The organism is Microcoleus sp. SVA1B4 (genome assembly GCF_036700545.1).
In the GTDB taxonomy this organism is placed as follows: domain Bacteria; phylum Cyanobacteriota; class Cyanobacteriia; order Cyanobacteriales; family Microcoleaceae; genus Microcoleus.
The window spans coordinates 75,633-99,542 of record NZ_JAUBPB010000008.1 but is presented as its reverse complement, the minus strand read 5'-3'; the positions used below and the strand labels follow the sequence as shown (position 1 = coordinate 99,542).

At 45.1% G+C, this 23,910-nt stretch carries 16 protein-coding genes; 6 read left to right on the top strand and 10 right to left on the bottom strand.

Translation table 11 applies throughout. From position 1 onward, the window contains the following. Position 1: 1 nt before the first annotated feature. Complete coding sequence (locus QT987_RS06280) at positions 2–1,336, bottom strand: AAA family ATPase (protein ID WP_333238262.1); 1,335 nt, start codon at positions 1,334–1,336, stop codon at positions 2–4. 74 nt (positions 1,337–1,410) lie between these two features. Between QT987_RS06280 and QT987_RS06275 the strand changes: the two genes are divergently transcribed. Next, positions 1,411–3,000, top strand: a complete 1,590-nt coding sequence (locus QT987_RS06275) for an Hsp70 family protein (RefSeq protein ID WP_333238260.1) — start codon at positions 1,411–1,413, stop codon at positions 2,998–3,000. A gap of 129 nt (positions 3,001–3,129) precedes the next feature. Next, on the top strand, positions 3,130–3,957 hold the full coding sequence (locus QT987_RS06270) for a DUF1963 domain-containing protein (RefSeq protein ID WP_333238258.1): 828 nt from the start codon (positions 3,130–3,132) through the stop codon (positions 3,955–3,957). 195 nt (positions 3,958–4,152) lie between these two features. Here the strand turns inward: QT987_RS06270 and QT987_RS06265 are convergent, their stop codons facing one another. From QT987_RS06265 to ftsH3, 4 genes are all read right to left on the bottom strand, one after another. Then, positions 4,153–4,674, bottom strand: a complete 522-nt coding sequence (locus QT987_RS06265; protein ID WP_333238256.1) for a L,D-transpeptidase — start codon at positions 4,672–4,674, stop codon at positions 4,153–4,155. Between the two features lie 101 nt (positions 4,675–4,775). Continuing rightward, positions 4,776–5,414 (bottom strand): bifunctional 4-hydroxy-2-oxoglutarate aldolase/2-dehydro-3-deoxy-phosphogluconate aldolase, encoded by a 639-nt coding sequence (locus QT987_RS06260; protein WP_333238254.1) that lies wholly within the window; start codon positions 5,412–5,414, stop codon positions 4,776–4,778. A gap of 389 nt (positions 5,415–5,803) precedes the next feature. Further along, on the bottom strand, positions 5,804–6,001 hold the full coding sequence (locus QT987_RS06255; RefSeq protein ID WP_333238253.1) for a hypothetical protein: 198 nt from the start codon (positions 5,999–6,001) through the stop codon (positions 5,804–5,806). 265 nt (positions 6,002–6,266) lie between these two features. Continuing rightward, on the bottom strand, positions 6,267–8,105 hold the full coding sequence (ftsH3, locus tag QT987_RS06250; RefSeq protein ID WP_006633639.1) for an ATP-dependent zinc metalloprotease FtsH3: 1,839 nt from the start codon (positions 8,103–8,105) through the stop codon (positions 6,267–6,269). A gap of 502 nt (positions 8,106–8,607) precedes the next feature. On the opposite strand from ftsH3, the gene QT987_RS06245 reads away from it, so the two are divergent. Beyond that, positions 8,608–15,357, top strand: a complete 6,750-nt coding sequence (locus QT987_RS06245) for a glycosyltransferase (RefSeq protein WP_333238251.1) — start codon at positions 8,608–8,610, stop codon at positions 15,355–15,357. 340 nt (positions 15,358–15,697) lie between these two features. After that, positions 15,698–16,264: a DUF7638 domain-containing protein gene (locus tag QT987_RS06240; RefSeq protein ID WP_333055411.1), complete on the top strand. Its 567-nt coding sequence runs from the start codon at positions 15,698–15,700 to the stop codon at positions 16,262–16,264. Here QT987_RS06240 and QT987_RS06235 read toward each other — a convergent pair. The 3 genes from QT987_RS06235 to QT987_RS06225 all read right to left on the bottom strand — a co-directional run bounded on the left by QT987_RS06235 (position 16,256) and on the right by QT987_RS06225 (position 18,913). Beyond that, positions 16,256–16,450 (bottom strand): hypothetical protein, encoded by a 195-nt coding sequence (locus QT987_RS06235; protein ID WP_333238249.1) that lies wholly within the window; start codon positions 16,448–16,450, stop codon positions 16,256–16,258. The genes QT987_RS06240 and QT987_RS06235 overlap by 9 nt on opposite strands. Positions 16,451–16,568: 118 nt before the next feature. Further along, the gene (locus QT987_RS06230) at positions 16,569–17,462 is read right to left on the bottom strand and encodes a CNNM domain-containing protein (protein WP_333238248.1); all 894 of its coding nucleotides are present in this window, start codon (positions 17,460–17,462) and stop codon (positions 16,569–16,571) included. Between the two features lie 365 nt (positions 17,463–17,827). Continuing rightward, positions 17,828–18,913, bottom strand: a complete 1,086-nt coding sequence (locus QT987_RS06225; protein ID WP_333238246.1) for a hypothetical protein — start codon at positions 18,911–18,913, stop codon at positions 17,828–17,830. A 111-nt stretch (positions 18,914–19,024) separates the two neighbouring features. Here QT987_RS06225 and QT987_RS06220 point away from each other — a divergent pair, with 111 nt between their 5' ends. Both QT987_RS06220 and QT987_RS06215 read left to right on the top strand, forming a co-directional pair. Further along, positions 19,025–19,942: a YihY/virulence factor BrkB family protein gene (locus tag QT987_RS06220; protein WP_333055407.1), complete on the top strand. Its 918-nt coding sequence runs from the start codon at positions 19,025–19,027 to the stop codon at positions 19,940–19,942. A 394-nt stretch (positions 19,943–20,336) separates the two neighbouring features. Continuing rightward, entirely contained in the window at positions 20,337–21,350 is a 1,014-nt protein-coding gene (locus tag QT987_RS06215; protein WP_333238244.1) for a glycoside hydrolase family 104 protein, read from the top strand. A gap of 221 nt (positions 21,351–21,571) precedes the next feature. Here the strand turns inward: QT987_RS06215 and QT987_RS06210 are convergent, their stop codons facing one another. Both QT987_RS06210 and devC read right to left on the bottom strand, forming a co-directional pair. Then, complete coding sequence (locus QT987_RS06210; protein ID WP_333238242.1) at positions 21,572–22,288, bottom strand: DevA family ABC transporter ATP-binding protein; 717 nt, start codon at positions 22,286–22,288, stop codon at positions 21,572–21,574. A 387-nt stretch (positions 22,289–22,675) separates the two neighbouring features. Next, positions 22,676–23,860 (bottom strand): ABC transporter permease DevC, encoded by a 1,185-nt coding sequence (gene devC, locus QT987_RS06205; protein ID WP_333238240.1) that lies wholly within the window; start codon positions 23,858–23,860, stop codon positions 22,676–22,678. Positions 23,861–23,910 lie beyond the last annotated feature (50 nt).

The window sequence follows — 23,910 nt, the reverse complement described above, 5'->3', positions numbered from 1 at the left end:
GTTAACGCTTCCACAAAACAGCTTCTGCTGCATCCAAATAGCGGTTCTCTAGATGCAAAGAAACATCGCCCAAATCTTCAGGCCAATCTCCAAAAGCTCCCGTCTCGTCTAAATCGGCACTGCTGACTTCTGTAACACCATCGTCGCGCCGTTTAAACCAGTGAACTTTTACTAAATCCGGTAATATTTTACCCTCGGCAACTAACGATTGAACTGCTAAAAGCAGCAATTCGCTGTGAGTTTCTAGAACTACTCGCACACCTCTATTTGCAGCATCCACTAAGATTTGTGCTAAAGCAACTTGAGCGCGAGGATGCAAGTGAATTTCCGGCTGTTCTAGATAAACTAATTGTCCTGGTTCTGCTACAAGCAAGGCAACTAAAACAGGCAACGTTTGCGAGACTCCCAAGCCAACATCAGCAATACTAACAGTATCGCTTGCACTCCCGTTGCGGGATAAACGACCTACTCGCAGTTCAATTTGTACGTCATTAATCTGTCTGGCTTCAACTTTCCAGTTAAGTCCTAATAACTCAAAAGCTTGACCCAATTTTATCAGTCGCTCGTCTTTTGTTTCTTGCCAGTAATTAACTATACTAGCAACATAATTTTCAAAAAGACCCGGAAATTCACTGCCAACTCCTGCGGTATTGTAGGTGCGTCCTGGATTGCCTCTCAACCCGGGAACGTGGACTATGCGGCGAATATGTTTGGGGAAATTCGCCGAATAGGGTGAATCAAACTGACTGTCGCCAAATTGCAAATCTAGAAAACATCGGACATTACTCACACTCAATAATGGCGGTTCTTCGTAGGAATTATTATCTAACAATAAAGTGTAAGTTTCAGCCAGATATTCGGAAATAATTTTCAGCAATTCTTGATGCTGCATTCCGGGAAATATAGTAATATTTTCACCATCGTAATAAGGAATACAGTAAGTCGCTTTAACAACTTTAATCCCGTGCTTTGGCTGCTTTCTGAATAAGCTGATAAAAAAATTATCTGTGTCTATATTCAGCCTGAGAGAAAACTCATCCCTGTATTTTTCTGGAGAAAGTTTAGACAATACCTGTTCTGCTGATGTAAATTTAACATTAGGCCCGTCAAGTTTCAAACCACCTGGGTCGTAAGGGGCTTCTAGCGTTTGCTTCATCAGCAATAGTGGCTGCATGATGCTAGACTTACCAGAACTGTTGGCACCGGCTAGAATTGTCAGCGATCGCACTTCAATCTGGCACTCTTCGTAAATAGACTTGTAGCCGCATACTGCAATTTCAGTAATTCCCTGTACAGGCTCTTCGTTCTCGGTTTCAAAGAAAGTGGATTGAGTCATAATATTATGTTGGTCTTTGCCGCTCCAAATACCATATTATAATCTAATCCCTAGTAGCTGTGTATTTTGGCTGAATGACGATCGCAATTGATTTTGGAACTAGCAACACCGTCGTCGCTCGCTGGAATCAAGCCCTCCAGCAGCCCGAAACTTTGAAATTACCGGGATTGTCGGCAATCTCGGCTCAAAATCCGCCCCTAATTCCCAGTTTACTCTACGTTGAGGACGCTGCTCAAAGTAAAGTCATACTCGGTCAGCAAGTCCGCGACAAAGGCCTGGATTTGAGTGGAGATTCTCGGTTTTTTCGCAATTTTAAGCGGGGAATTGGCACTTCAGTTCAGGGTTTTGTGCCGGAACTTGACGGGCAACTTATTACTTTTGAACAAGTAGGTGAGTGGTATTTGAGCCAAATTGTGAACTCAATTCGCGAAGTGCCTTTGCCGATCGACTCTTTGATTTTTACAGTGCCTGTAGATAGTTTTGAAGCTTACCGTCATTGGTTGGGCAAAGTGTCTCAATCTCTGCAAGTAGAACAGGTGCGGATGTTGGACGAACCTACGGCGGCTGCTTTGGGTTACGGTTTAGCCGATCGCGAAAATCTGTTAGTCATTGATTTCGGAGGCGGCACACTCGATCTTTCTTTGGTGCGTTTGGACGCTTCCTCCAACAAAAAGCCCCTCGGTTTTATTCTCAAGTGGGGCGAAAAGCTATTAGCTGAATCTTCAGCGCAAAAAACCAAAGTTGCCCGGGTTTTGGCTAAAGCCGGACAAAATTTAGGCGGTTCTGATATTGATAATTGGCTAGTTGACTATTTTGTTCAAACAAAAGGGCTGGCAAAATCTCCGATTACAACGAGATTGGCAGAACGGTTAAAGATTCAATTGTCTTTGGTGAATCAGGCAGTTGAGGTTTATTTTGATGATGAAAATTTTGAGAGTTACGAATTAGAATTAGATCGATCTTGTTTTGAATCTATCCTCGCGGAACATCAGTTTTTTGACAAACTAGACGAGTGCATGAATCAAGTATTGCAGCAAGCGCGGCGCCAAGGCTTAGAAATTGGCGACATCGACGCAGTTTTGCTAGTTGGCGGTACTGTCCAAATTCCCGCTGTTCAGCGTTGGGTGCAGCAATATTTCGAGCAGGCAAAAATTCGCTGCGACAAACCCTTTGAGGCGATCGCCCAAGGTGCTCTGCAACTGAGTCAAGGCATAGAAATCAAAGATTTTCTCTATCACAGTTACGGAATTCGCTACTGGAACCGCCGCGACAATTGCCACAGTTGGCACAGTTTAATCAAATCCGGCCAGTCTTATCCGATGAGCGAACCGGTAGAATTAGTCTTGGGGGCTTCTTTAGAAAGTCAGCCAAGTATAGAATTAATTATCGGCGAATTGGGAGCGGAAACTGGCGGCACGGAGATATATTTTGACGGCGACAGGCTAATTACTCGCCAACTCGCGGGTCAAACATCGGTACAGCCCTTAAATGATAAAGATGGAGCTCGCAGCATCGCTCAATTGACGCCGCCTGGGTATCCGGGGAGCGATCGCATTAAAATCTTCTTCCGCGTTGACGAACAGCGCTTTTTGCGAATTACCGTGGAAGATTTGCTGACAAATGAAACTTTGTTAGAGGATAAACCCGTGGTGCAGCTAAGTTAAGCATTCCTGAACGCATAGGAGCTCAGAAACCGGGTTTTTTACGAAAATCCTTCGTTGCAGCCCGCAGATTAAGTGAAAAACCCGGTTTCTTTGATGGAGTGTGTCCAGGACTAAAATTATTAAAAGCAGATGAACTACAAACTAGAATTTCCACTCTCTCCAGAACTAGAAAACTATCGCGACAGAATCGAAGCTACCATTAAACCTTACATCGAAATTCAAACCCAGAATAACGATGGGGTTAATTGGTGGCAGAGTAAATTTGGGGGATTGCCCTATTTACCTAAAGGCTTTGAATATCCCAAAACTTGTGACGGTAAATATTTATTTTTGCTAGCGCAACTCAACTTTGATGAAATACCGCCTTTAGATGGTTTTCCCGATCGGGGCATCTTACAGTTCTATATAGCCGACGATGACGTGTATGGTTTAGATTTCGGCAATTACGCCAATGTAGATAATTCCGCAGTCGAACAAAAATTCAAAATAATCTATTTTCCTCAGCCAGACTTCCGAGTTGAAAACATCATTACCAATTATGATTTTTTGCCGGAACCAGAATATTTTCCTGTTCAGGGCTGTTACGGCTTGCAATTTACTAAAAAATATGCGCCGATTAGTACCAGTGACTACCAATTTACAGAAATTTTAGGATCGGAAATTGAAGAGTTATTTATGAACTCTGAAATAGAGGATGAGTACCTAGAAATATCACAACCCGTTGGTCATAAAATAGGTGGTTATCCTGATTTTACACAAGAGGACGTAAGAAAATATAGTAGTAACTCCGAGCCAAAACAAAAGCTAGACATTCTTCTATTGCAAATGGATACCGATTGCAATGAGACAGTAGATATCATGTGGGGAGACACTGGTGTAGGTAACTTTTTTATTGATGAATCAGCACTCAGAGAATTAGATTTTAGTAAGGTTTTATATAATTGGGATTGTGCTTGAAGGCAGTAATGAAGTAAGCAAGCTACAAAAACCAGAACTGATGAACTCCGATCGAAGAAACGGGGTTTTTGACCGAATCTACGGCTGTAACGCAGTATTTCGCAAAAAAACCCGGTTTCTGACCACCGGTGCATAAGTTCTAATAATGTTCGACTATGCCCGATGCCCGATGCCCGATGCCCGATGCCCCATGCCCTAAACCTGAGATTTGTGCACCACCACGGGTGTTCCCACCGAGGCCCATTCAAATAGCCATTTAGCGTGATTGACAGCTACATTTGTGCAGCCATGAGTAACAGGATTGCCAAACAAATTGTGCCAGTAAGCGCCGTGAATTGCCATGCCTCCGTCGTAATACATTGTATAGGGAACGTCGGGCACATCGTAGTCATCCCCAGTCATTCTAGTAACGCGGTGTTTGGTTTGAACGGCAAAGGTTCCCGTGCGGGTGGGAGTCGATGGTTTGCCACTGGAAATAATCACCGCGTAAACGGGTGTATTTCCTTCCCAAGCTATTAACCTTTGTCTGGACAAATCTATTTCAATCCAGCGTTCGCTGGATTGCTGCAACAGCATAATTTTATTGGCAATTATGTTGTGCTGTTCGCTGGCAAATGCGGTCATTGAACCGCCGCAGAATGCAGCAACTGTTAGGGCGCAGCCGGCACAGAAAGTTCCAGCGCGGCGGAAGTAAATTGAGTTGATAATGCTGTTCATTTCTCACACCTCGTACTATTTTAGATTTTAGATTTTAGATTTTAGATTGGCTTGTCCTATTTTAGATTGTAGATTTGAAATGTTGGATTTGGAAACGGGACTTAACAAGTTGTTAAGTTTTGGGTAAGATTTCGGGCAATTTGGACGATCGCCCGCCAATCGCGATTTTCCACTAAGTGTTTAGGAAATAAGTCTCCGGCTAAACCAACGGCGATCGCCCCGGCGTCAATAAATACTTTCGCATTTTCCAGCGTCACCCCGCCAGTGGGAATTAAAGGAATGTTTCCCAGGGGGCCTTGCAGGCTTTTCAGGTAAGCCGCGCCTCCCAAAGCCGATATCGGAAACACTTTAACGCAGGTAGCGCCTGCTTGCCACGCGGTTAGAATTTCCGTGGGAGAAAAAGCACCCGGGACGATCGGCACTCCGGCATCAACTGCTGTTTTAATCATAGTTAAATCGGTGTGCGGCGTAAATAGAAATTGAGCGCCGCAGTCGATTGCTTGTTGCAACTGTTCTAAGTTTAATAAAGTGCCGGTGCCAATACTAAAAGTAGGGAATTCCGAGCGGAGTTCGGCAATTAATTCAGCGGCTTTGTGGGTGTTCCAAGTAATTTCAATAAACTGGATTCCTCCGGCTGCTACCGATGATGCCATCTGCCGAGCGAGTTCTTTTTCGGAGGAACGGATGACTGCGATCGCGCGGTGTTTTTTTAGTAGTGTCAACCAAGATTGATGATTCATACAATTTTAGATTTTAGATTTTAGATTTTAGATTTTGGCGTGCTCAGTCGAAGGATTTTAAATTGGGACGATCCCAAATTTGAAACTCATATCATTCTGACTCGCATCTAATTTTAATACAGGTTGCTAACTTCGATATATGGCAATTTACAATATGTGCGGCGTTCAATTTTTAACGGACAATCTAGGCAACAAAACCGCTGCAATTGTTGACCTCAAAAATCACAGAGATTTTTGAGCTGACGTGCTGGCTGAATGCGGCGAACCGACAGATTTTCAGTTTTTATATCAATTCCTGTTGTATCGGAATGATGAAACCACAGAGGACACAGAGGATACAGAGAAAGGGAAGAGAGAGATGAATAATTCCGATGCCAACGGATTTGATATTAGTTGAGTCTCAAGGCTAAAAAGTCGTGGTGCTGCTTGACTTCCAGTACCCAGACGATATCTGGGAGGATGTTGAGGACTGTGTGATTATTGAATCTAGAAAAGATGAACCAAGATTTCCCTGGGAAGAATTTAAGCGCTAGCTGCTGGAAAAAGGTATGCTGAATGTCTGATATCATGTCCGATCGATTGACCATAATATCCCGGCCGGGCGGGTTTTTGAGATTGTCAATTATTGGCCGATATTATTGGTGAACCCGCCCCTACCTGATTTCGGGCGAAGCGACCGGACATAATATCATTCTTTAGATTTAATCTAAAATCCAAAATTTAAAATCTAAAATCGATCGATCGCACCCATAAAAAAATCGGGGCGATTCCAGACAATCCCAGAATCACCCCAATTATTGATTTCAAACTTTAGATTAAATCTAAAATCTAAAATCTAAAATCTAAAATCTATTAGGCGATCGTCGCCATTTTCACATCGCTATTAGCTAACAAATTTTGCAATTCATCAGCATCCACAGTTTCCTTTTCAACTAGCATATCTGCCAAAGCATTAAGGACATGGCGGTTGCCGACGAGTACATCTTTAGCGCGACGGTAAGCTTGTTCTACCAACAAACGCACTTCATCGTCGATCGTCGCTGCGGTTTCTTCAGAGAAATCCCGTTCAGCCATGATATCGCGACCCATGAACATATTGCCTTGTTGGCGACCGAGAGCTACAGGGCCTAGCCGATCGCTCATTCCGAAGCGAGTCACCATTTGCCGCGCTACTCTTGCCACTTGCTGCAAGTCGTTCGACGCCCCAGTCGTTACTTCTTCCTCGCCGAAGACAATTTCTTCAGCAATGCGGCCGCCCAAAGCTACCGCCATTTGATTTTGCAAGTAAGACCGAGAATACAAGCCAGAATCCATCCGATCTTCGCTGGGTGTGAACCAAGTCAAACCGCCAGCGCGGCCGCGGGGGATAATGCTAATTTTCTGCACGGGGTCATAGTCGGGCATCAGCGCGCCGACTAAAGCGTGACCGGCTTCGTGGTAAGCTACCAAAGTTTTGCGCTTTTCGCTCATCACGCGGTCTTTCTTTTCCGGGCCAGCGAGCACGCGGTCGATCGCATCGTTGACTTCATCCATCGAGACTTCTGTCAAGTTGCGGCGGGCGGCTAAAATTGCTGCTTCGTTGAGTAGGTTGGACAAATCTGCACCGGTGAAACCGGGTGTCCGGCGGGCGATTTTTTCCAAGTCCACGTCTTTGGACAAAGTTTTGCCGCGGGCGTGAACGTTGAGAATTTCTAGGCGGCCTCCGAAGTCGGGGCGATCGACTACAACTTGGCGATCGAAGCGACCCGGACGCAGCAGCGCCGCATCGAGCACGTCGGGGCGGTTCGTAGCAGCAATCAAAATGATGCCAGTATTGCCCTCAAAGCCGTCCATTTCGGTCAGCAACTGGTTCAGCGTTTGTTCCCGTTCGTCGTTACCACCGCCCAAACCAGCGCCCCGCTGGCGGCCTACGGCGTCAATTTCATCGATGAATACGATACAAGGAGCGTTCGATTTAGCTTGTTCAAACAAGTCGCGGACGCGGGAAGCACCGACACCCACGAACATTTCCACAAATTCTGAACCGGAAATCGAGAAGAAGGGAACGCCTGCTTCTCCAGCCACTGCTTTTGCGAGCAGGGTTTTGCCTGTTCCGGGAGGGCCCACTAGCAGCACGCCTTTAGGAATTTTTGCTCCGACTGCGGTGAAGCGGTCTGCATTTTTCAGGAAGTCCACGACTTCTGCGAGCTCTAGCTTGGCTTGTTCGATGCCAGCCACGTCGCCGAAAGTCACCTGAGTTTGTGGCTCCATTTGGACTCTAGCTTTGGATTTGCCGAAGTTCATGGCTTGGTTGCCGGGCCCGTTTTGCGCGCGCCGCACCAGGAAAAACAGTCCCACCAAAAGCAGAATTGGGAAGAACAGGCTGCTGAGGGCTTTTACCCAGAAGCCTTCGTCGCTTTGGGGCAGAACTGAAATATCTACGTTATTTTTGGTCAGGATGTTGATCAGTTCGGGGTCGTTGGGCAGGTTAACGAGTACCTTGTTGCCGTCCTGGGCTGTGACCAGGGCTTTGCTGCGATCGGAACTGATATTTATTTTGTCTACTCTCTTGCCTTCGACTTCCTGAATGAATTGACTGTACTTCCAAACTTCCCTACTTGGGGGCTGTTTGTCAAAAAATGCCGTTGCTAAGGCAATGACTACAATAGCCAGCAGTGCGTACAGGCCAGCGTTTCTCCAGCGTTTATTCACCGAGGTCGATCCTCCTAATTTTTAGTCCCTGTGATTTGGGATTTTTTATTTATGTTCATCAATCTTAACGTAATTGTAACTTGTTTTTGTGTGGTGAGGATTCCCGGCCATGCTGCGGCGGTCTCAGGTGAGGTCGTGGGAACGGAACAGCCCTGCAGGGCGTCAGGAGATGCGGCTGCTGTCCTCACGAGTTACCTATAGCATGAATTAAACTTTGTCAAGCCTTTAGTAGAAGTAATTTTTAGGGAGCTGACTCCTGATAAGATATCTGAGTCGGGGCTGCATTGGTGTAGGATGTTCCTGTTGATTCACAAGTTGTATGTATACATAACGGTAAACCCTTGAGGAACCGTCCGAAGAGTTCAATCGTCAGCATAAAAACAGTCTAGCCGATCGCACTGCAATCACTTAGGACTATTATAAACTTAGTTAAGTCTCATAAATATTCGGCATTCCAACACAGGCAGTTACTTGAATAAATTTGTAAGTTTAAATAATTAAAATGAAATGCAATATTTGTGATTTTCCAACCAACACCTTTGCTGCTGCTAGGGTACTAAAAAAATATAACGTCGAGTATTTTCAATGCTCAAATTGCGGCTTTGTTCAAACGGAAGAACCCTACTGGCTTGAGGAGGCTTATTCAGAAGCCATAGCTAGCAGCGACGTGGGAATGTTATCGAGAAGCACGATGTTCTCAAACGCCGCCAATAATATTATTTTTAATTTATTTAATCACCAGGCTAAATTTTTAGATTATGGAGGTGGCTACGGTGTATTTGTTCGGATGATGAGAGATTTTGGATTTGATTTTTATTGGTACGATAAATATTGTAAAAATATATTATCTCAAGGATTTGAGGCAGACGAAAACAGCAGCTACAGCTACGAATTAGTGACAGCTTTTGAAGTATTTGAGCATTTTGTTAAGCCGCTGGAGGAGATCCAAAAAATCTTCAAATTTTCCCGCAATATTTTATTCAGTACCAAACTGCTGCCAGCCAACAATCCCAAGCCCAGCGAATGGTGGTACTATGCGCTAGATGAAGGTCAGCACATTTCTATTTATACCAGCAAGGCACTCTCGATAATTGCCGAAAAATTTAATTTAAACTTTTACTCTAACGGCGATTCTTTGCATATTTTTTCAGACAAGGAAATTCAGCCTCAACTTTTTCATAGCTTATCATCTTACAAAGAGCCGGAATTGAAAAAACCCTCATTACTCCAACAGGATTACGAGGAAGCCCTGAGAAAAATCGCAGACAGAGAGAACCGCAAATCAATGATAACTCCCGCAGCCATGCCTCCTACTAAAACAAGTAGAAAAATTGTTATAGACGGCGTATTTTTTCAGCTCAACAGCACTGGCATTGGTCGAGTCTGGAAATCGCTGCTAGAAAACTGGGCAGAAAATGGTTTTGCCAAACAAATTATAGTTCTTGACAGAGCGGGAACCGCCCCCAAAATTCCCGGCATTCAGTACCGGAATGTAGCTCGCTACGACTACAGCAAAACCGATGCTGACCGCCAAATGCTACAGGAAATCTGCGATGAAGAAAAAGCCGATTTATTTATTTCTACTTATTATACAACGCCTTTGTCAACGCGATCGGTATTCATGACCTACGATATGATTCCAGAGTTGATGGGGCAAAATATTGGTCATTCCGAGTGGAGAGAAAAGCATTGCGGTATCCGCCACGCCTCTGCCTACATCACCATTTCCGAAAACACAGCCCGCGATTTAGTAAAGGTTTTTCCGCAGATTTCTTCAAATTCGGTCGCTGTAGCGCACTGCGGAATAGATGCCAATTTTTGGCCAGCCGATAGAGAAGAAATTTCAGGCTTTAAGTCAAAATACAGCATTACCAAGCCCTATTTTCTTTTGGTAGGCGAAAGGGTAGGCTGGCATGGTTACAAGAACGGGATATTATTCTTCAAAGCCTTTTCTCAACTTGCCAACAAGTTTGACTTTGATATAGTCTGTGCAGGTGGCAAACCTGTATTAGAACCAGAGTTGAAATTGTACTGTTCTGGGAATACTGTCCACACGCTGCAACTAAGCGACAGCGAACTGAGAGCTGCTTATTCTGGTGCTTCAGTGTTAGTTTATCCGTCGAAGTATGAAGGCTTTGGGTTGCCAGTCCTTGAGGCAATGGCTTGCGGTTGTCCAGTCATCACCTGTCCAAACGGTTCGATTCCTGAAGTAGCAGGACAAGCAGCGGTTTATGTAAACGGGGATGATGTTATTGGGCTTGTCAATGCTTTGCGGGAAATACAGAAGCCCGGTGTCCGCAACTCATTAATTGCGGCGGGTTTAGAACAAGCTAAGAAGTTTTCTTGGTCGAAAATGGCTGCAATTGTTAGCTCAGCTTTGGTTCAAGTAGCCGATCGCGCACATTCGGAGAATGCTTCCGTTCAACAGCAAACTGATGCAGCTTTGCAGAGGGAATTCGGGAATGGTGAGAACTCCCAGCCTGTTCCGTCGGCTTTTAAAGTATCTGCGATCGTTTCTACTTACAATTCCGAAAAATTTATCCGCGGCTGCTTGCAGGACTTGGTAGAGCAAACGCTATACAAACAAGGCCAACTCGAAATCATAGTAATTGACAGCGGTTCCCAAGAAAATGAACAGTCTGTTGTGCGGGAATTTCAAGCGAAATATCCGAATATTGTGTACGATCGCACTTCTGACCGCGAAACATTATATGCAGCCTGGAATCGAGGCATTAAGATGTCGCGCGGAGCTTACATAACTAATGCTAACACCGATGACAGACACCGCCCCGATGCCCTAGAATTCATGGCGAAATACTTGGATGAAAATTCCCCAGTAAGTCTGGTTTATGCTGACCAATTAATCACCAGCACAGCTAACGATACTTTTGCAAAAACCCAAGCAGAAAAGCGTTGGAATTGGCCAGCCTTTGACTACAGCGAACTCGAACGGCGCTGCATTATTGGTTCCCAACCGATGTGGAGAAAATCGCTGCACGAAAAATACGGCTATTTCCGAACCGAATTTACGGCGGCTGGCGATTACGAATTTTGGCTGCGGATTGGCAAAAGCGAAAATATTGTGCACTTGCCCGAAATTCTCGGTTTGTACTATAAAAATCAACAAGGTTTGGAACATGGATCGCAATTATCCCAGCAAGAAGCTTACCAAATATGGGATGAATACGGCATCCGCCAACGAGGGATCCTACATATTTCTTCGGTTCCTGTCTCGGTTTTTGCCTCGGAACTGAATGCGTTACCTTATCGCACACCCCCACAGCCACTTATCAGCGTAATTATCCCGTGCTACAATCACGCGAAATATGTCAGAGAAGCTGTTGAAAGTGTTGTCAGTCAGACTTATCAAAACTGGGAGTGCATAATTGTCAATGACGGCAGCACGGATGATACCAGCAACTTCGCAAATTATTTAATTCAACTGTATCCTCAAACATCGATTCGCCTCATAGATAAACCCAACACGGGGCCCGCTGATTCGAGAAATGTTGGCGTTCAGCAGTCGTCAGGAAAGTTTATTTTATTCCTAGATGCTGACGATCGAATTCATCCGAATTTTCTAGAGGAGTGCTTGGAAATTTTATTAGCAAAACCGCAGGTGGGTTTTGTCTATACAGATATGCAGCACTTCGGAGCCAACTGTGATTTAGTTATCCACGGTGATTTCGATCCCAATCGGTTTTTGAGAGACAATCAAGCTCCCGTTAGTTCTTTATTTAGAAAGGGAATTTTCGAGGAAGTAGGCGGGTTAAAAAAAGTGATGAAGCTGGGATGTGAAGACTGGGAATTTTGGGTGTCGGCCTATGAAAAAGGCTGGTTAGGGTATCGATTACCTAAGCCTTATCTCTATTATAGGCAGCACGGTGACGGCTCTAGCCGAACCCAAAAAATGGCTAGCGTTCGCGCAAAATTATACTTAATGAGAGCCCTCATTATTCACCTGCACTCTCAACTTTACCAACCCGAAGAAGTCCGTTGGTCAGAGGAAATTTTGCAGCAACATAGCTACTTAATAGCTGATGAATTAGTTCCCGAAAACAAAATAGCGCAACTTTTAAATTCGCTATCTCAATACTTGGGAGAGTATCAAAAAGACCAGTCTAACCCAGTAAGCCTCGCTAACATCAGCCAATGTCGTACGCAACTTACCAATTATTGGCTGAATCTGCCCCCCGCTCAACTGGTAAATGCCTATGCTGGCGATGCAGGTAAGGCACATCAGATACTCCTGAAGAGCGACATTAAAGATGAACCGCTAACCCACGCAGAACAGAGTTTTGTTAATGAAGTAGCTGCAAATATTGCCAAAGGATTTAATGAGCCAAAAGCCATCAATTACCTGCTAGCAGCGATGCTTTACCGACGTGCAGATCAATTGCAGATTAAGTACGATCGCGCTCAAATTCCCAACTGGTTTGCAAATGACTATCTCAAATTTATGTTTGGCAGTCCCAACCTGTTTCAAACAGTTGGAGAAGCAGACAACTACTATGAATTTATCCAGAGATGGGTGAATTACATTCATAGCAATATATTCACCAATCCCGATTCGCAACTTTGGCAAAATATTGCCTTATTTTTCTCGCAAGTTGCGAACTTTATCCCGGTGTATTTTGCCACTGCAAACCTGCGCGATATTTACACCAAACGGGCGGAAATTATTGAGTTTTCGCTAAAAAATCGCGGCAGTTCAATTGATTGTATCTTCCCGGCGCGATCGCCAAATCGGACAAAAATCCGCCTCGGCATCATCAATGACCATTTCACGCCCCAAACCGAAACCTTCGCTACCATCCCGGTTTTCGAGCATTTAAACCGCAACCAGTTCGAGATATACCTGTACGCGCTCAACACCAGCGGCCACCAATTAGAACAATACTGTCAAAGTCGCGCCGACAAACTGGTTGCACTCCCGAAAGACTTTGCATCGCAAGTCAAAACAATCCGCGCCGACGACTTAGATATCCTGTTTTTCGGTACGAATTTAACAGCTATTAACAAACCGCTGACTTCACTAGCAATCCACCGTTTAGCGCGGGTACAAACTACATCTTTCTGTTCCCCGACAACCACCGGAATCCGGCACATGGATTACTACATCGCAGGCCAATTTACCGCGCCGGATGCTAGTTATCAAGAACAATATCGCGAACAGTTGGCTGTTCTCGAAGGCAGCGGTTTTTGTTTCAAATACGCAACAGAATCCGAAGTTGCTACAGTTAAACCTACGCGCCAAAGTCTGGGAATTTCAGACAATACAACCGTTTTTATCTCCGGCGCCAACTTCTACAAAATTCTGCCGGAGTTGAGAGAGAGTTGGGTAAAAATTCTAGCTGCTGTACCCGATTCAATCTTGATTTTATATCCCTTCGGGCCGGCTTGGACTCGCACCTATCCGGCGACACCTTTTGTCAACAATCTGAACGCTGTCTGCGCTAAATACGGCGTCAATAACAACCGCTTGCGGTTCGTAAAACAACTGCCTAGTCGCGCGGATGTGAAACAATTTTTGCAGATAGCAGATGTTTATCTAGATTCCTATCCTTATGCTGGGGCCACATCGTTAATTGATCCTTTGCAAGTAGGATTGCCGGCTGTGGTTGTGGAAGGAAATGCTTTGCGGTTCCGCCAAGGTTCGGCGATGCTGCGCGAACTGCAAATGCCGGATTTAATTGCCAATAGCGAAGCATCTTACATTCAGCTAGCCGTTACCCTCGGCACTAACCCGCAATTGCGGCAGCAAAAACGGCAGGAAATTCAGCAAAAAATGCAGGCTAATCCGGCTTGTTTTGATAGTGTTGCATATTCTGGGGCGATCGGCAAATTATTCCAAGAACTCTTTGGCAACTGGCAAAGCAGCCACCTGGAAGCATCGCGCAACTTACAGGATAGCATTCCCAAGCAGCCAGCTTTGGACGAGATTCTCTCGAACACCGTCAACCTTTATCAGAGAAACTCCTCAAACATCTCAGCAATATCCGAACTGCGTCAAATCCGTAAACAAATCGCTGATTTTTGGCTGAACCTTCCCACCGAAAACCTCGAAACCGCCTACAAAAGCGCGCCCGGTAACAGCTATAAAATGCTGCTCAAGAGCGATTTTCAACGTCAAGCGATGATCGAAAGCGAACAAATATTTTTGCAGCAATTAACCCAGATTAGCAAAGGATTAGTGCATCCCAAAGCTGTCAACGCCTTGCTTGCCGCGATGCTGTATTTCCCGCCGGAAACCATGCGAATTCCCGACGCTCGCAACCGTTTGCCGCACTGGTTAATTGGGGATTACGAACAAGTTTTTGAGACTGAAGCCGCCGTCAAGTCTGATTCAACTTCTGACTTGCTAGCTCAATACATTCAATCGCCACAATTTGCGAATCAACTGTTAGGATGCGTCAATCTTTACCGCATCGATCCGTCTGACGAATCGGTAGTTTTGGAACTCCGCCAAATCAGAAAACAAATGGCTGATTTTTGGCTGACTCTTCCTTCAGAGAAACTCGAAAGTTTTTACCGAGGAGAGGTTCGCAAGGGATATCAAGCAATACTTAGCTGCGGCTTGCAAGCAGAATCGATGACGGAAGCCGAACAGCAGTTTTTGCAGAAACTGACCGACATTAGCAAAGGGTTGGTGCAGCCTCAAGCTATCAATGCTCTGCTGGGGGCGATGCTGTATTTTGTACCCGGAAAAATGCGGGTTCCAGATGCTGGCACCCGCTTGCCGCAGTGGTTGCTTGAAGATTACGAAAAGGTGTTTGAAAGCGCATTTGCGACAACAGAACAAACAGTGGTCAAACAAGATTATATGCCGCAGTTTCTCAATCAATTAACTGCTGCGGTCAATTTTTATGAAATCGATCCGACTGCTGAATTGGCAATAGCAGATTTGCGGGAGATTCGCAAGCAAATTGCAGATTTGTGGCTGAGCGTTTCCGGGGAACAACTGGAACTTTTGTACCGGAGCGATTTTGGTAAGGGTTACAAAGCAATGTTGGGCAGCGGGTTTATTAACGAGCCGCTGCATGAGAGCGATCGCGAGTTTTTTAAATCGTTGGTTGTTGAGTTGAGTAAAGGGTTTGGAACGCCTAAAGCTGTGAATAATTTGTTGGCAGCGATGCTGTATTGTCGCCCTGGACAGTTGCGGGTTCAGGATGCGAATACTTGTTTGCCTCCGTGGTTGTTGGCGGATTACGAGCAGTTGGTTGGGGGTGCGGTTAAGGTGGCTGTGGGGTAAACGAAGGCGGAGTAGGCGATATCTGTAGGGAAACGGCACTGCCCATTAGTGTCAACTTAAGCTTTTAGTCCGCCAGTTCTCCCGCTCACCCGGCAGTCCGCCAGGGAATGAATTCCCTGTCTAATAGCGAAAGTCCTCTGAAAGAGGACTGAGAAGAAGAATTCTTAACTCATTAGTCCTCTTTGAGAGGACTTTCGCTTTGAGGCAGGGGTTTCAACCCTTGCCGGACTATGGGTTTTACCTTAAGTTGACACCCCTTGGGCACGGCGCCGTGTCCCTAAGAGGAGACGGCAGTGCCGTTTCCCTACTGGAATACGCTTGATTGTTAAGGGCAAAAGAAATGCTTCAATTATATAGAAACGGTGAAAATGGAGAAATAATTCGGGGTAAAGGGTTGTCGGCCTTTATACACAACGGCGACTACTACCAAACCATCATCCGAGTTTTTGAAGACGGTATGATCGATTGTTGGGAATGGGTTAACTTTGAGGAATTCAAAACCAAAGTTGCCGAGGGATGGGTTGTTACCCAAGTTCCCAAGGGTGCGAGGATAAGCTGTCACCATCTCTACTACGGAAATTCGACTTTAGAGTTTTATTATATAGAGATTGATGAGTTTGTAAAAGAAGTAGAAGATACCATCGCTCAGCTTCAGGGAAAGCAAACAGTTGCAGATACTTGTGTTCAAGCCTTTGCTAAATTCCTAACATTCCCAACAAAAGAAAATAAAAGTAGCTTGCGAGAAGCTTACAATGCTATTCCAAAACATCTGAGAATTTATGTTCTTGGCGATATGGATTGTAAAGATTCCGCTATCATAACCTGTGTCAAAGATACAGAAGTTTCCCAGGAAATACTAAAAAGCGTCTATAGGCGCTATGAATATATCTGGAAAAGGTTAAATTAAGCCAATATCTGAATCCTCAGTATTATCCCAAACTGTATCTAGTGATGTTTGACTGGCTTGAAGCCAAAACTCAGCTTCTTCATCAGGTAAGAGTGTTACTAATACTTTTGCCCCTTCGGGTAATTCTGATAACTCCAGCAGTTCAATTTTCCCTTGTCGAACAGTAGCCCAAAGTGTTTTCAGCATATCCACCTCATAAACTGTGCTTTATGCAATTTGCAGATTTCTGGTACATTGTCGCACTGAGCGACTAATTACAACCTCACATACATAGATCGAGGAAGTATTTAAGCCTGATTTAGGATCAATTTAACACAAGTTCTGGCTGCTGAGTCTCAAACAAAGGGCGAGTTACCTGACGCAGCAGCACTGTTTCTAAACTGCCTTCTACTACATTTTCTGCTTCTATTTCCAACTCGCCCCACAATAGCCGATCGCCTTGATTGGGCATTTTACCTAAATTGTGGATCACGAATCCGGCGATTGTTTGGTACGCTTGGTTAGTTGGCAAGTTTAATCCCAGTTTTTCGTTAACTGCTGTCACTTCCCATAGGCCAGAAATGAGTGCCGAATGAGCATCTTTTTGAACGAAAGTTGCCTGGGAAGATGACACCAGCGGTTGAGACTCTTTACTGGTAATCCAACCAGTCAGCAGCCACACGGTACCGTTGAGAATTACTAGCAGCGGCCACAGTAATTTTGAGCAGATTTCGAGGGCGGGCATTAGCAGCAAAGCGGTACGTTCTGGGGCGTGGGTTGCTAATACTTTGGGGATTAGTTCTCCTAAGACTATTTCTACGTAAGTTACTAAGATAAAAGCTACGGGAACTGCGATCGAATGAGCAGTCAGCACGGCCGACAAATGACCGATCGGCAATTTGTCTATCCACGGCTCAATCCAGTGTACAGTCGCTCCCTCGCCCAACCAACCCAGCAGCAAACTCCCTGCTGTTGTGCCAGTTTGAGTCACAGACAGGTAATGCGGTATGTTGTTCTGAGCTTGGTGGACGAGTTCGGCGGTTTTAGCGGTTGGGCGATCGTGCAAGTGGGCGAGTTGGCGGATTTGATGGCGATCGGCTGATACTAATGCTAGTTCTGACGCCACAAAAAAGGCGATTAAAAGTGTTAAGCCCACCAACATTGCTAAACTCAGCATTGTTTGGGCTACTTCTATTTCCAGGCAAGTAAGGTTGTTCAAGATAGATATCTAATATGATAGATGTTTTATGTTCATGCTTTTATTTTAGCTTGGGACTCAGATAGGTTTATCCCCCGACATTTCGGATATCCCCACTACCCATATTCCTAGGTGTGCATTGCACACCTTACCCGTAGAACTTGTGAACTCTTTCTCTTCTCTTCCTTCGCGCCCTTGGCGTCTTCGGGGTTCGTTTTAACTGAGATATTGCACCATTCTCAATTACTTTTTTAGGAACAGGCATCTTGCCTGTTCCACAAGAAAATTCATCTCTTGTGGAACAGGCATCTTGCCTGTTCTTGACAATGGTGCAAGATGCGAGTAAAAAAAGACTCTAATTCACCAAACCCGAACTCATTGCTGTATCAACTCTCCCTTACTCCCCGGAGCGAGTTAATTTCCGTAAAAGTCTGCACCGGATCGGACTTCAACCCGCCTTGAATGTAATTCAACTTCACTTCTTCTAACAAATCCGACAGCAGCGACTGCAATTCCGCGAGAGTTTTCTCATCTTGCAATTCCCGCCGTAAACTTTGATTAAATTCTTGGCTGAAATTATCGAGAATTTTTCTACCTTTATCGTCTTCATAAGTCGTAGCTACCACATTCACAGCAGTTTGAGCTAAATAATTTGCTAGCTGTTCCGTCATCTCAGTCGGCAAAATGTTAATCGGAGAGAAATTTTGCAGGATTTGATAGAAATCCGACTGTTTGATTGTTGTTTCCAAATTGTGGTGCAGCAAATCTTCCAAATCCGGTTGCACCTGTGGCAAAACTTTGTAAATTGTCAGATCCAAAATCCGTTTGGTAATTTGTTCGATCGTATTTTCTTGATTGACGTGAAGGTACGGCTGCTGCGCCAGCAGCATCTGCGCCGCGTCGCCCTGTTTGATCGAACTTTTAGCTTGATTGATAAACCGCACCATCATGTATTCCGACATCGTATTGGCTAAATAAGCCACCGGTTCATAGGTAACTTGAGCAACTACGCGATCGAGATTCACCAAACCCGACTTGTGCAGCCGCACCAATACCGGCAGAATCCGCCACCCCTGCCAAATCGGCATCACCAGAAACACCTCGTACCAGCGCCTCAGCACAAAATCAAACCAAGTTACCCCCGGTTTACGGCGGGTGTGGAACAAACTTTTAATCAAAAATTCCGCCCCAAAAAAACCAATAAAAAACGTATCTATTCGCCAAAACTGGTCAGCACTTTTCAAATATTCGGGATTTAGCAAACTCGAATCAATGCCTTTAATCGGGTCATAAATTTTAACTAAACCCGGAAAATAGCTCTGATAAACAGGGCGCAACTGAAGGTAACTGAAATGAAAAAGCACCAGCAAAAAATTGACCACCCCTACTAATGCGCTAATTTTTGCCCAATAAATTGCTTTTTTGGACAGTTTTACCTCGGTGTTGTTAACAGTTGTGTGGGAATCTGACATAAAAATAATCTTCCGAATTTGCTAATCGATAAATCTATCTTGTGGCTGAGGCTAAAAAACTCTTAACCTAGTATAATTCTTTATACTCTAAGTATAAGGAAACCAAATGCCGTGAAATTAAAAACAGTCATATCCCTGCTCAAAGAAACTTTTACTCAATGGCAAGAAGATAGAGCGCCAACCCTAGCAGCCGCCCTAGCCTATCACACAGTCTTCTCCCTGGCCCCGCTGCTAATTATCGTAATTGCGATCGCCGGTTTAGTCTTTGGTGCAGACGCAGCCCAAGGTCAAATCGTCGGTCAACTCCAAAGTTTAATCGGCAAAGATGGCGCCGAAACCATCCAAGAACTCATCCTCAAAGCCTCCGAACCAAAGTCGGGAATGATTGCTACTTTACTCGGTATCGCTACACTTTTGTGGGGGGCTTCCAATGTGTTTACTAATCTCAAAGAAGCCCTCAATACTATTTGGAATGTTTCACCGCCTCCCGGACGCGGGATCTGGGGATTTCTGCAAGACCGCGTATTGTCTTTTGCAATGATTTTAGGCATAGGCTTTCTACTGCTAGTATCTTTAGTCCTGAGCGCCGTTTTAGCGGCCGTCAGCTTTTGGTTGAACGGCTTGCTGCACTTACCAGTGGGTATTTGGCAGATTGTGGACTTTGCTCTCTCCTTTGGCGTAGTTACGCTGCTTTTTGCTTTAATTTACAAAGTTTTGCCCGATGTTCATCTTGCCTGGAATGATGTTTGGATCGGCGCCGCCATCACCTCAATGCTGTTTACGATCGGCAAATCCTTAATTGGAGTTTACCTAGGAGGTAGCGGTATTGCCTCTACCTACGGTGCTGCTGGCTCGTTCGTGATTATCTTACTTTGGATCAATTATTCAGCTCAGATTCTCTTCTTAGGTGCTGAGTTTACTCAAGTTTGGGCTAACCGCTACGGTTCCCTGATGCTGGCAAAACGCAAAAATTTGCTCAGCATTCAAGCTGAGGAATCCTCCGGGTCCAAACACCGACAGAATTCTTAATATTAGATACAAAAAATGCGATCGCTCACTTTTGAGTCAGCCGAATGCCAGCACCTTGAAACCTATGTCAGTTGGGAGGGCGAGGCCTGTGGAATCACTAAATTTTAGACTCAACCCATCGCCAAATCTGCCCATGAACTTGACCGGGCGAACACTTAGTAGTATCACTGGATATGGTTGAAACCAGTTTATCTTGATCCCTGTCGCTCCCCTTCGGTGATGACCGAAAAATTTGAAGTTTGCGATCGCCCCGAAAAAGATTTGTTTCCTTGCCAGTCCCCAATTTCAACGGTGAAACCAATCTCAAGTCCACAAACTGGGATATTTCAACCTGAACTGATATCAGGAGGTACTTTTGTACGCATCAAAACATCTGGGAAGCCACCTGCTCCCTATGTCAGACATGGAGCTAATTCGCCTGTGGGTAAACCGCAAATCCCCCCGCAACCGGCGCTTTAGCTGGCAGGCGGCCAACCATTTTCGAGTGTTTGTCGCAAAACCGCTGGCACAAGTTACTCTGACTGATGTCGAGACTTTCGCAGCAGCGATGAGAGCTCGGAAACTTGCACCGCGTTTTTACAAGCAAACCTTGCTAGCGCTGAAATCGCTGTTCGCCTTCGGCCAGCAAACGAAAATTTTGCCCGCAACACTCCCCCTTCACCGGTGGCCGGTTCTGCGCCGGAATCGGTCTAAACGCCTTCGTTTTCAACTCTCTTGGGGTTTCTTAATCTGTTTGTGCTTTTTCTTAGGTAGAATGACGCCGAGACTGTGGGGACAATCGGTCTCGGCAGGAAGCTCGCCCGCCCCGAAACGGCTGCCGGAAGTTGCGACGATCGACTCACCAGACAAACGAGAGGATAACATCGATCGCGATCGATCGCCCGAAACTCCAACCCTGAATTCACCAGAGCCCAGACTCGATAGCAGACTCGATAACATCAGCCCCGAACGTCGAGTCAAAGCCTTTCTCGACACCATCGCAGCCGCCGAAGGAACCGCTAGCCCCGACGGCTACCGCACCCAGTACACCGGCACGAAATTTGTCAGCTTTCAAGATCATCCCAGAGAAATGAGGTGCGGCCGTCGCTACGGCAAAAAACTCTGTTCCGACGCAGCGGGGCGATATCAGTTTCTCAGCACCACTTGGGACAGATTTGCCAAAAAATTTGGCGTCCGCGATTTCAGCCCAGAAAATCAAGATTGGATGGCTATAGAGTTAATCCGAGAAAAAGGTGCATTAGAAGATATAGAAGCGGGTCGATTGGAGCCAGCAGTCAGAAAACTCGCTTACATCTGGCCTTCTTTTCGCCGTTATGGTGGTTCTGTAGAATCGTCGATGCCCAAACTCGAAGCAATGTACCTGCAAAATTTGGGAATTTACCGGCAAGGATTGGTGGTTAGCAATTAGTCAAAAGTTCAAGGACGAGTTTAGATTCGAGTTTGGGAATTTTGGATTAAATTTTGACATCCAAAATTGAAAATGGGGTAGTTATGGGTGATGTCTATTCCGGTTGTATCGAAATGATTAAACCACAGAGGGCACAGAGGACACAGAGAAAGAGAAGAGAGAGATAATAATTCCGATGTCAACGGATTAGATAGGATGTCTATTCTTCGGAAATTTAAAAATTAGGCTAATTTTCCATCTTCCATGTGAAGGATGCGATCGGCAATATCCAAAATTCGGTTATCGTGGGTTACTAACAAAATAGTACAGCCCTGTTCTTTGGCTAGTTGCTGCATCAAATTCACCACTTCGCGACCGGATTTGCTGTCCAGGGCGGCTGTTGGTTCGTCAGCTAAAACAATTTGCGGTTGACTGACCAAAGCGCGGGCGATCGCAACTCTTTGTTTCTGTCCTCCAGACAAATCATCTGGATAATAGTTAATCCGCTGTTCCAGTCCTACTAACTCTAGCATTTTTGCAGAGCGATCGCGCATTTGAGAACGCGATAAATTGCCGTGAACTTCCAAACCCATTTGCACGTTTTGCAGCGCCGTCAAACTGCGGTGTAAGTTGTGCGCCTGAAAAATGTAGCCTATTTTGCGCCGCGCCTTCACCAATTGGTCTGCGCTCGCTTTGCACATTTCTTGACCGATAATTTTGAGACTTCCCGATTGACCGGATCTCAGCCCGCCAATCAAAGTTAAAAGCGTAGTTTTTCCCGAACCAGAAGGCCCCGTCATCAGCACAATTTCACCTGCATTAATGTCGAGATTAATGTCAAAAAGTACCTGTTTTCGCAGTTGACCTTGACCGAAGTAGTGGTCTAGTTGGTGCGCGGAAATTATAGGTGCAGGAATCTGTAAGGCGTTGGTTGTCGGGTCGAGAGTAGTAGAATTCATAACTTCTTGGTTTGAGGTTTGAGATTGAATGATTCATCGCTTACATCGCCTAAATAGCCGAGTAAAAAGAAGAAAATAAGTTGACAAAAAATATGTTGGTACTCAGGAATTTCTACCAAATTTAGCTTTAATACCCCTTTATTTTTTAGTCGGCGGAGGCGGACTTCATTTGTGTAGGAAAGGTTTCAATCACCGAGTATGATAAAGTGTTTTATAACCCGGATTTAGTGTCCTTCAGACTCACTTATATCATGTCCGGTCGAGCGACCTCGATTTTTGTAGGGGCGGGTTCACCAACAATACCGGCCAATAATTGACCATCTCAAAAACCCGCCCCGACCGGAATATTATGGTTAATCGTGAGGACATGATATTCTTCATTTTCCCTCAAAACATATCTGCCGGATCTGCTGCTTGCAGCTTGCGAGTAGCAATTGCTCCCGAAATAGTACACATTATCACGTTCAAAAGTAATACTATAACTGCTCTAAGCAGCGTCATATAAAGGGGTAAGTTTGTAGCTTTGCGAGTTAAAGAATAAAGTCCGAAAGAAACTCCTACTCCTGGCAAAAAACCGAGGACAGAAAGAATTAGAGCTTGTTCAAAAACGATGCCCAGTAAATAAACATTGCGGTAGCCCATCGCTTTGAAAGTAGCGTATTCTCCCATGTGGTCGCTGACATCGGTTGAGAGAACTTGATAAACAATAATTACTCCTACTACAAAACCCATCGCGACGCCTAAATTAAACACAAAGCCGATCGCAGTATTCTTAGCCCAGTAATTTTTCTCAAAATCGATAAATTCTTGCTTTGTTAATACCTTGACATCCGGCGGTAAGTATGCTTTCAAAACTTGTTGAACTTCCACGGGGTCAGCACCCGGTTCCAGTTGAATTAATCCGGCATTAACACTCGCGGCGTTTTGTCTCGCAAACAGGCGCAGGTAATTTTGATCGCTAGTCATCAAAATACCGTCGGCGGCAAAAGATGCTCCAACTGTGAATAAACCGCTGACGTTAATCGTGCGCCGCTCGACCTCAGCTTTAACAGACTTTCCTTGATCGAGTTGCGCGATCGTTCCTTGGTAATCTCCCCTAGAAGCTCGATCGAACAACACGGTATCCGGCAATTTAATCGCGTTCAAATTTTGGTTAACTTCGGGAAGCGCAAAGGCGGGGCGATTCGGATTGAAACCCACCACCATCAGCGACGTTTCGCGCCGAGTTTCGGGATTTTTCCAGTTAGCAATTTTCACGTAAAGCGGTTCGGCTGATTTGACACCCGGTACGTTCATTGCTTGATACAATCGGCGCCTGGGGAAGGAAGACAAATTAATCAAATTTCGCGCTTGGGGGTGAATCAAAACTAAGTCTGTTTCCAAGCTTTGATGCAGCCGCGTATTGCTGGTGTAAAGCGCATTTTGAAAGCCTAACTGCATGAACATCAAAACGTCAGCAAAGGCAATTCCTGCTACTGCAACGAGCATTCGCCCTTTGTCGTGACTCAGTTGCAGCCATCCGAGGGAAGTTCTGCGTCTTAATTGTTCTAAGGGTTTGATTAGTCCAATCATAGGATTTTAGATTTTAGATTTTGGATTTTGGATTAAAGACAGCAACCTGA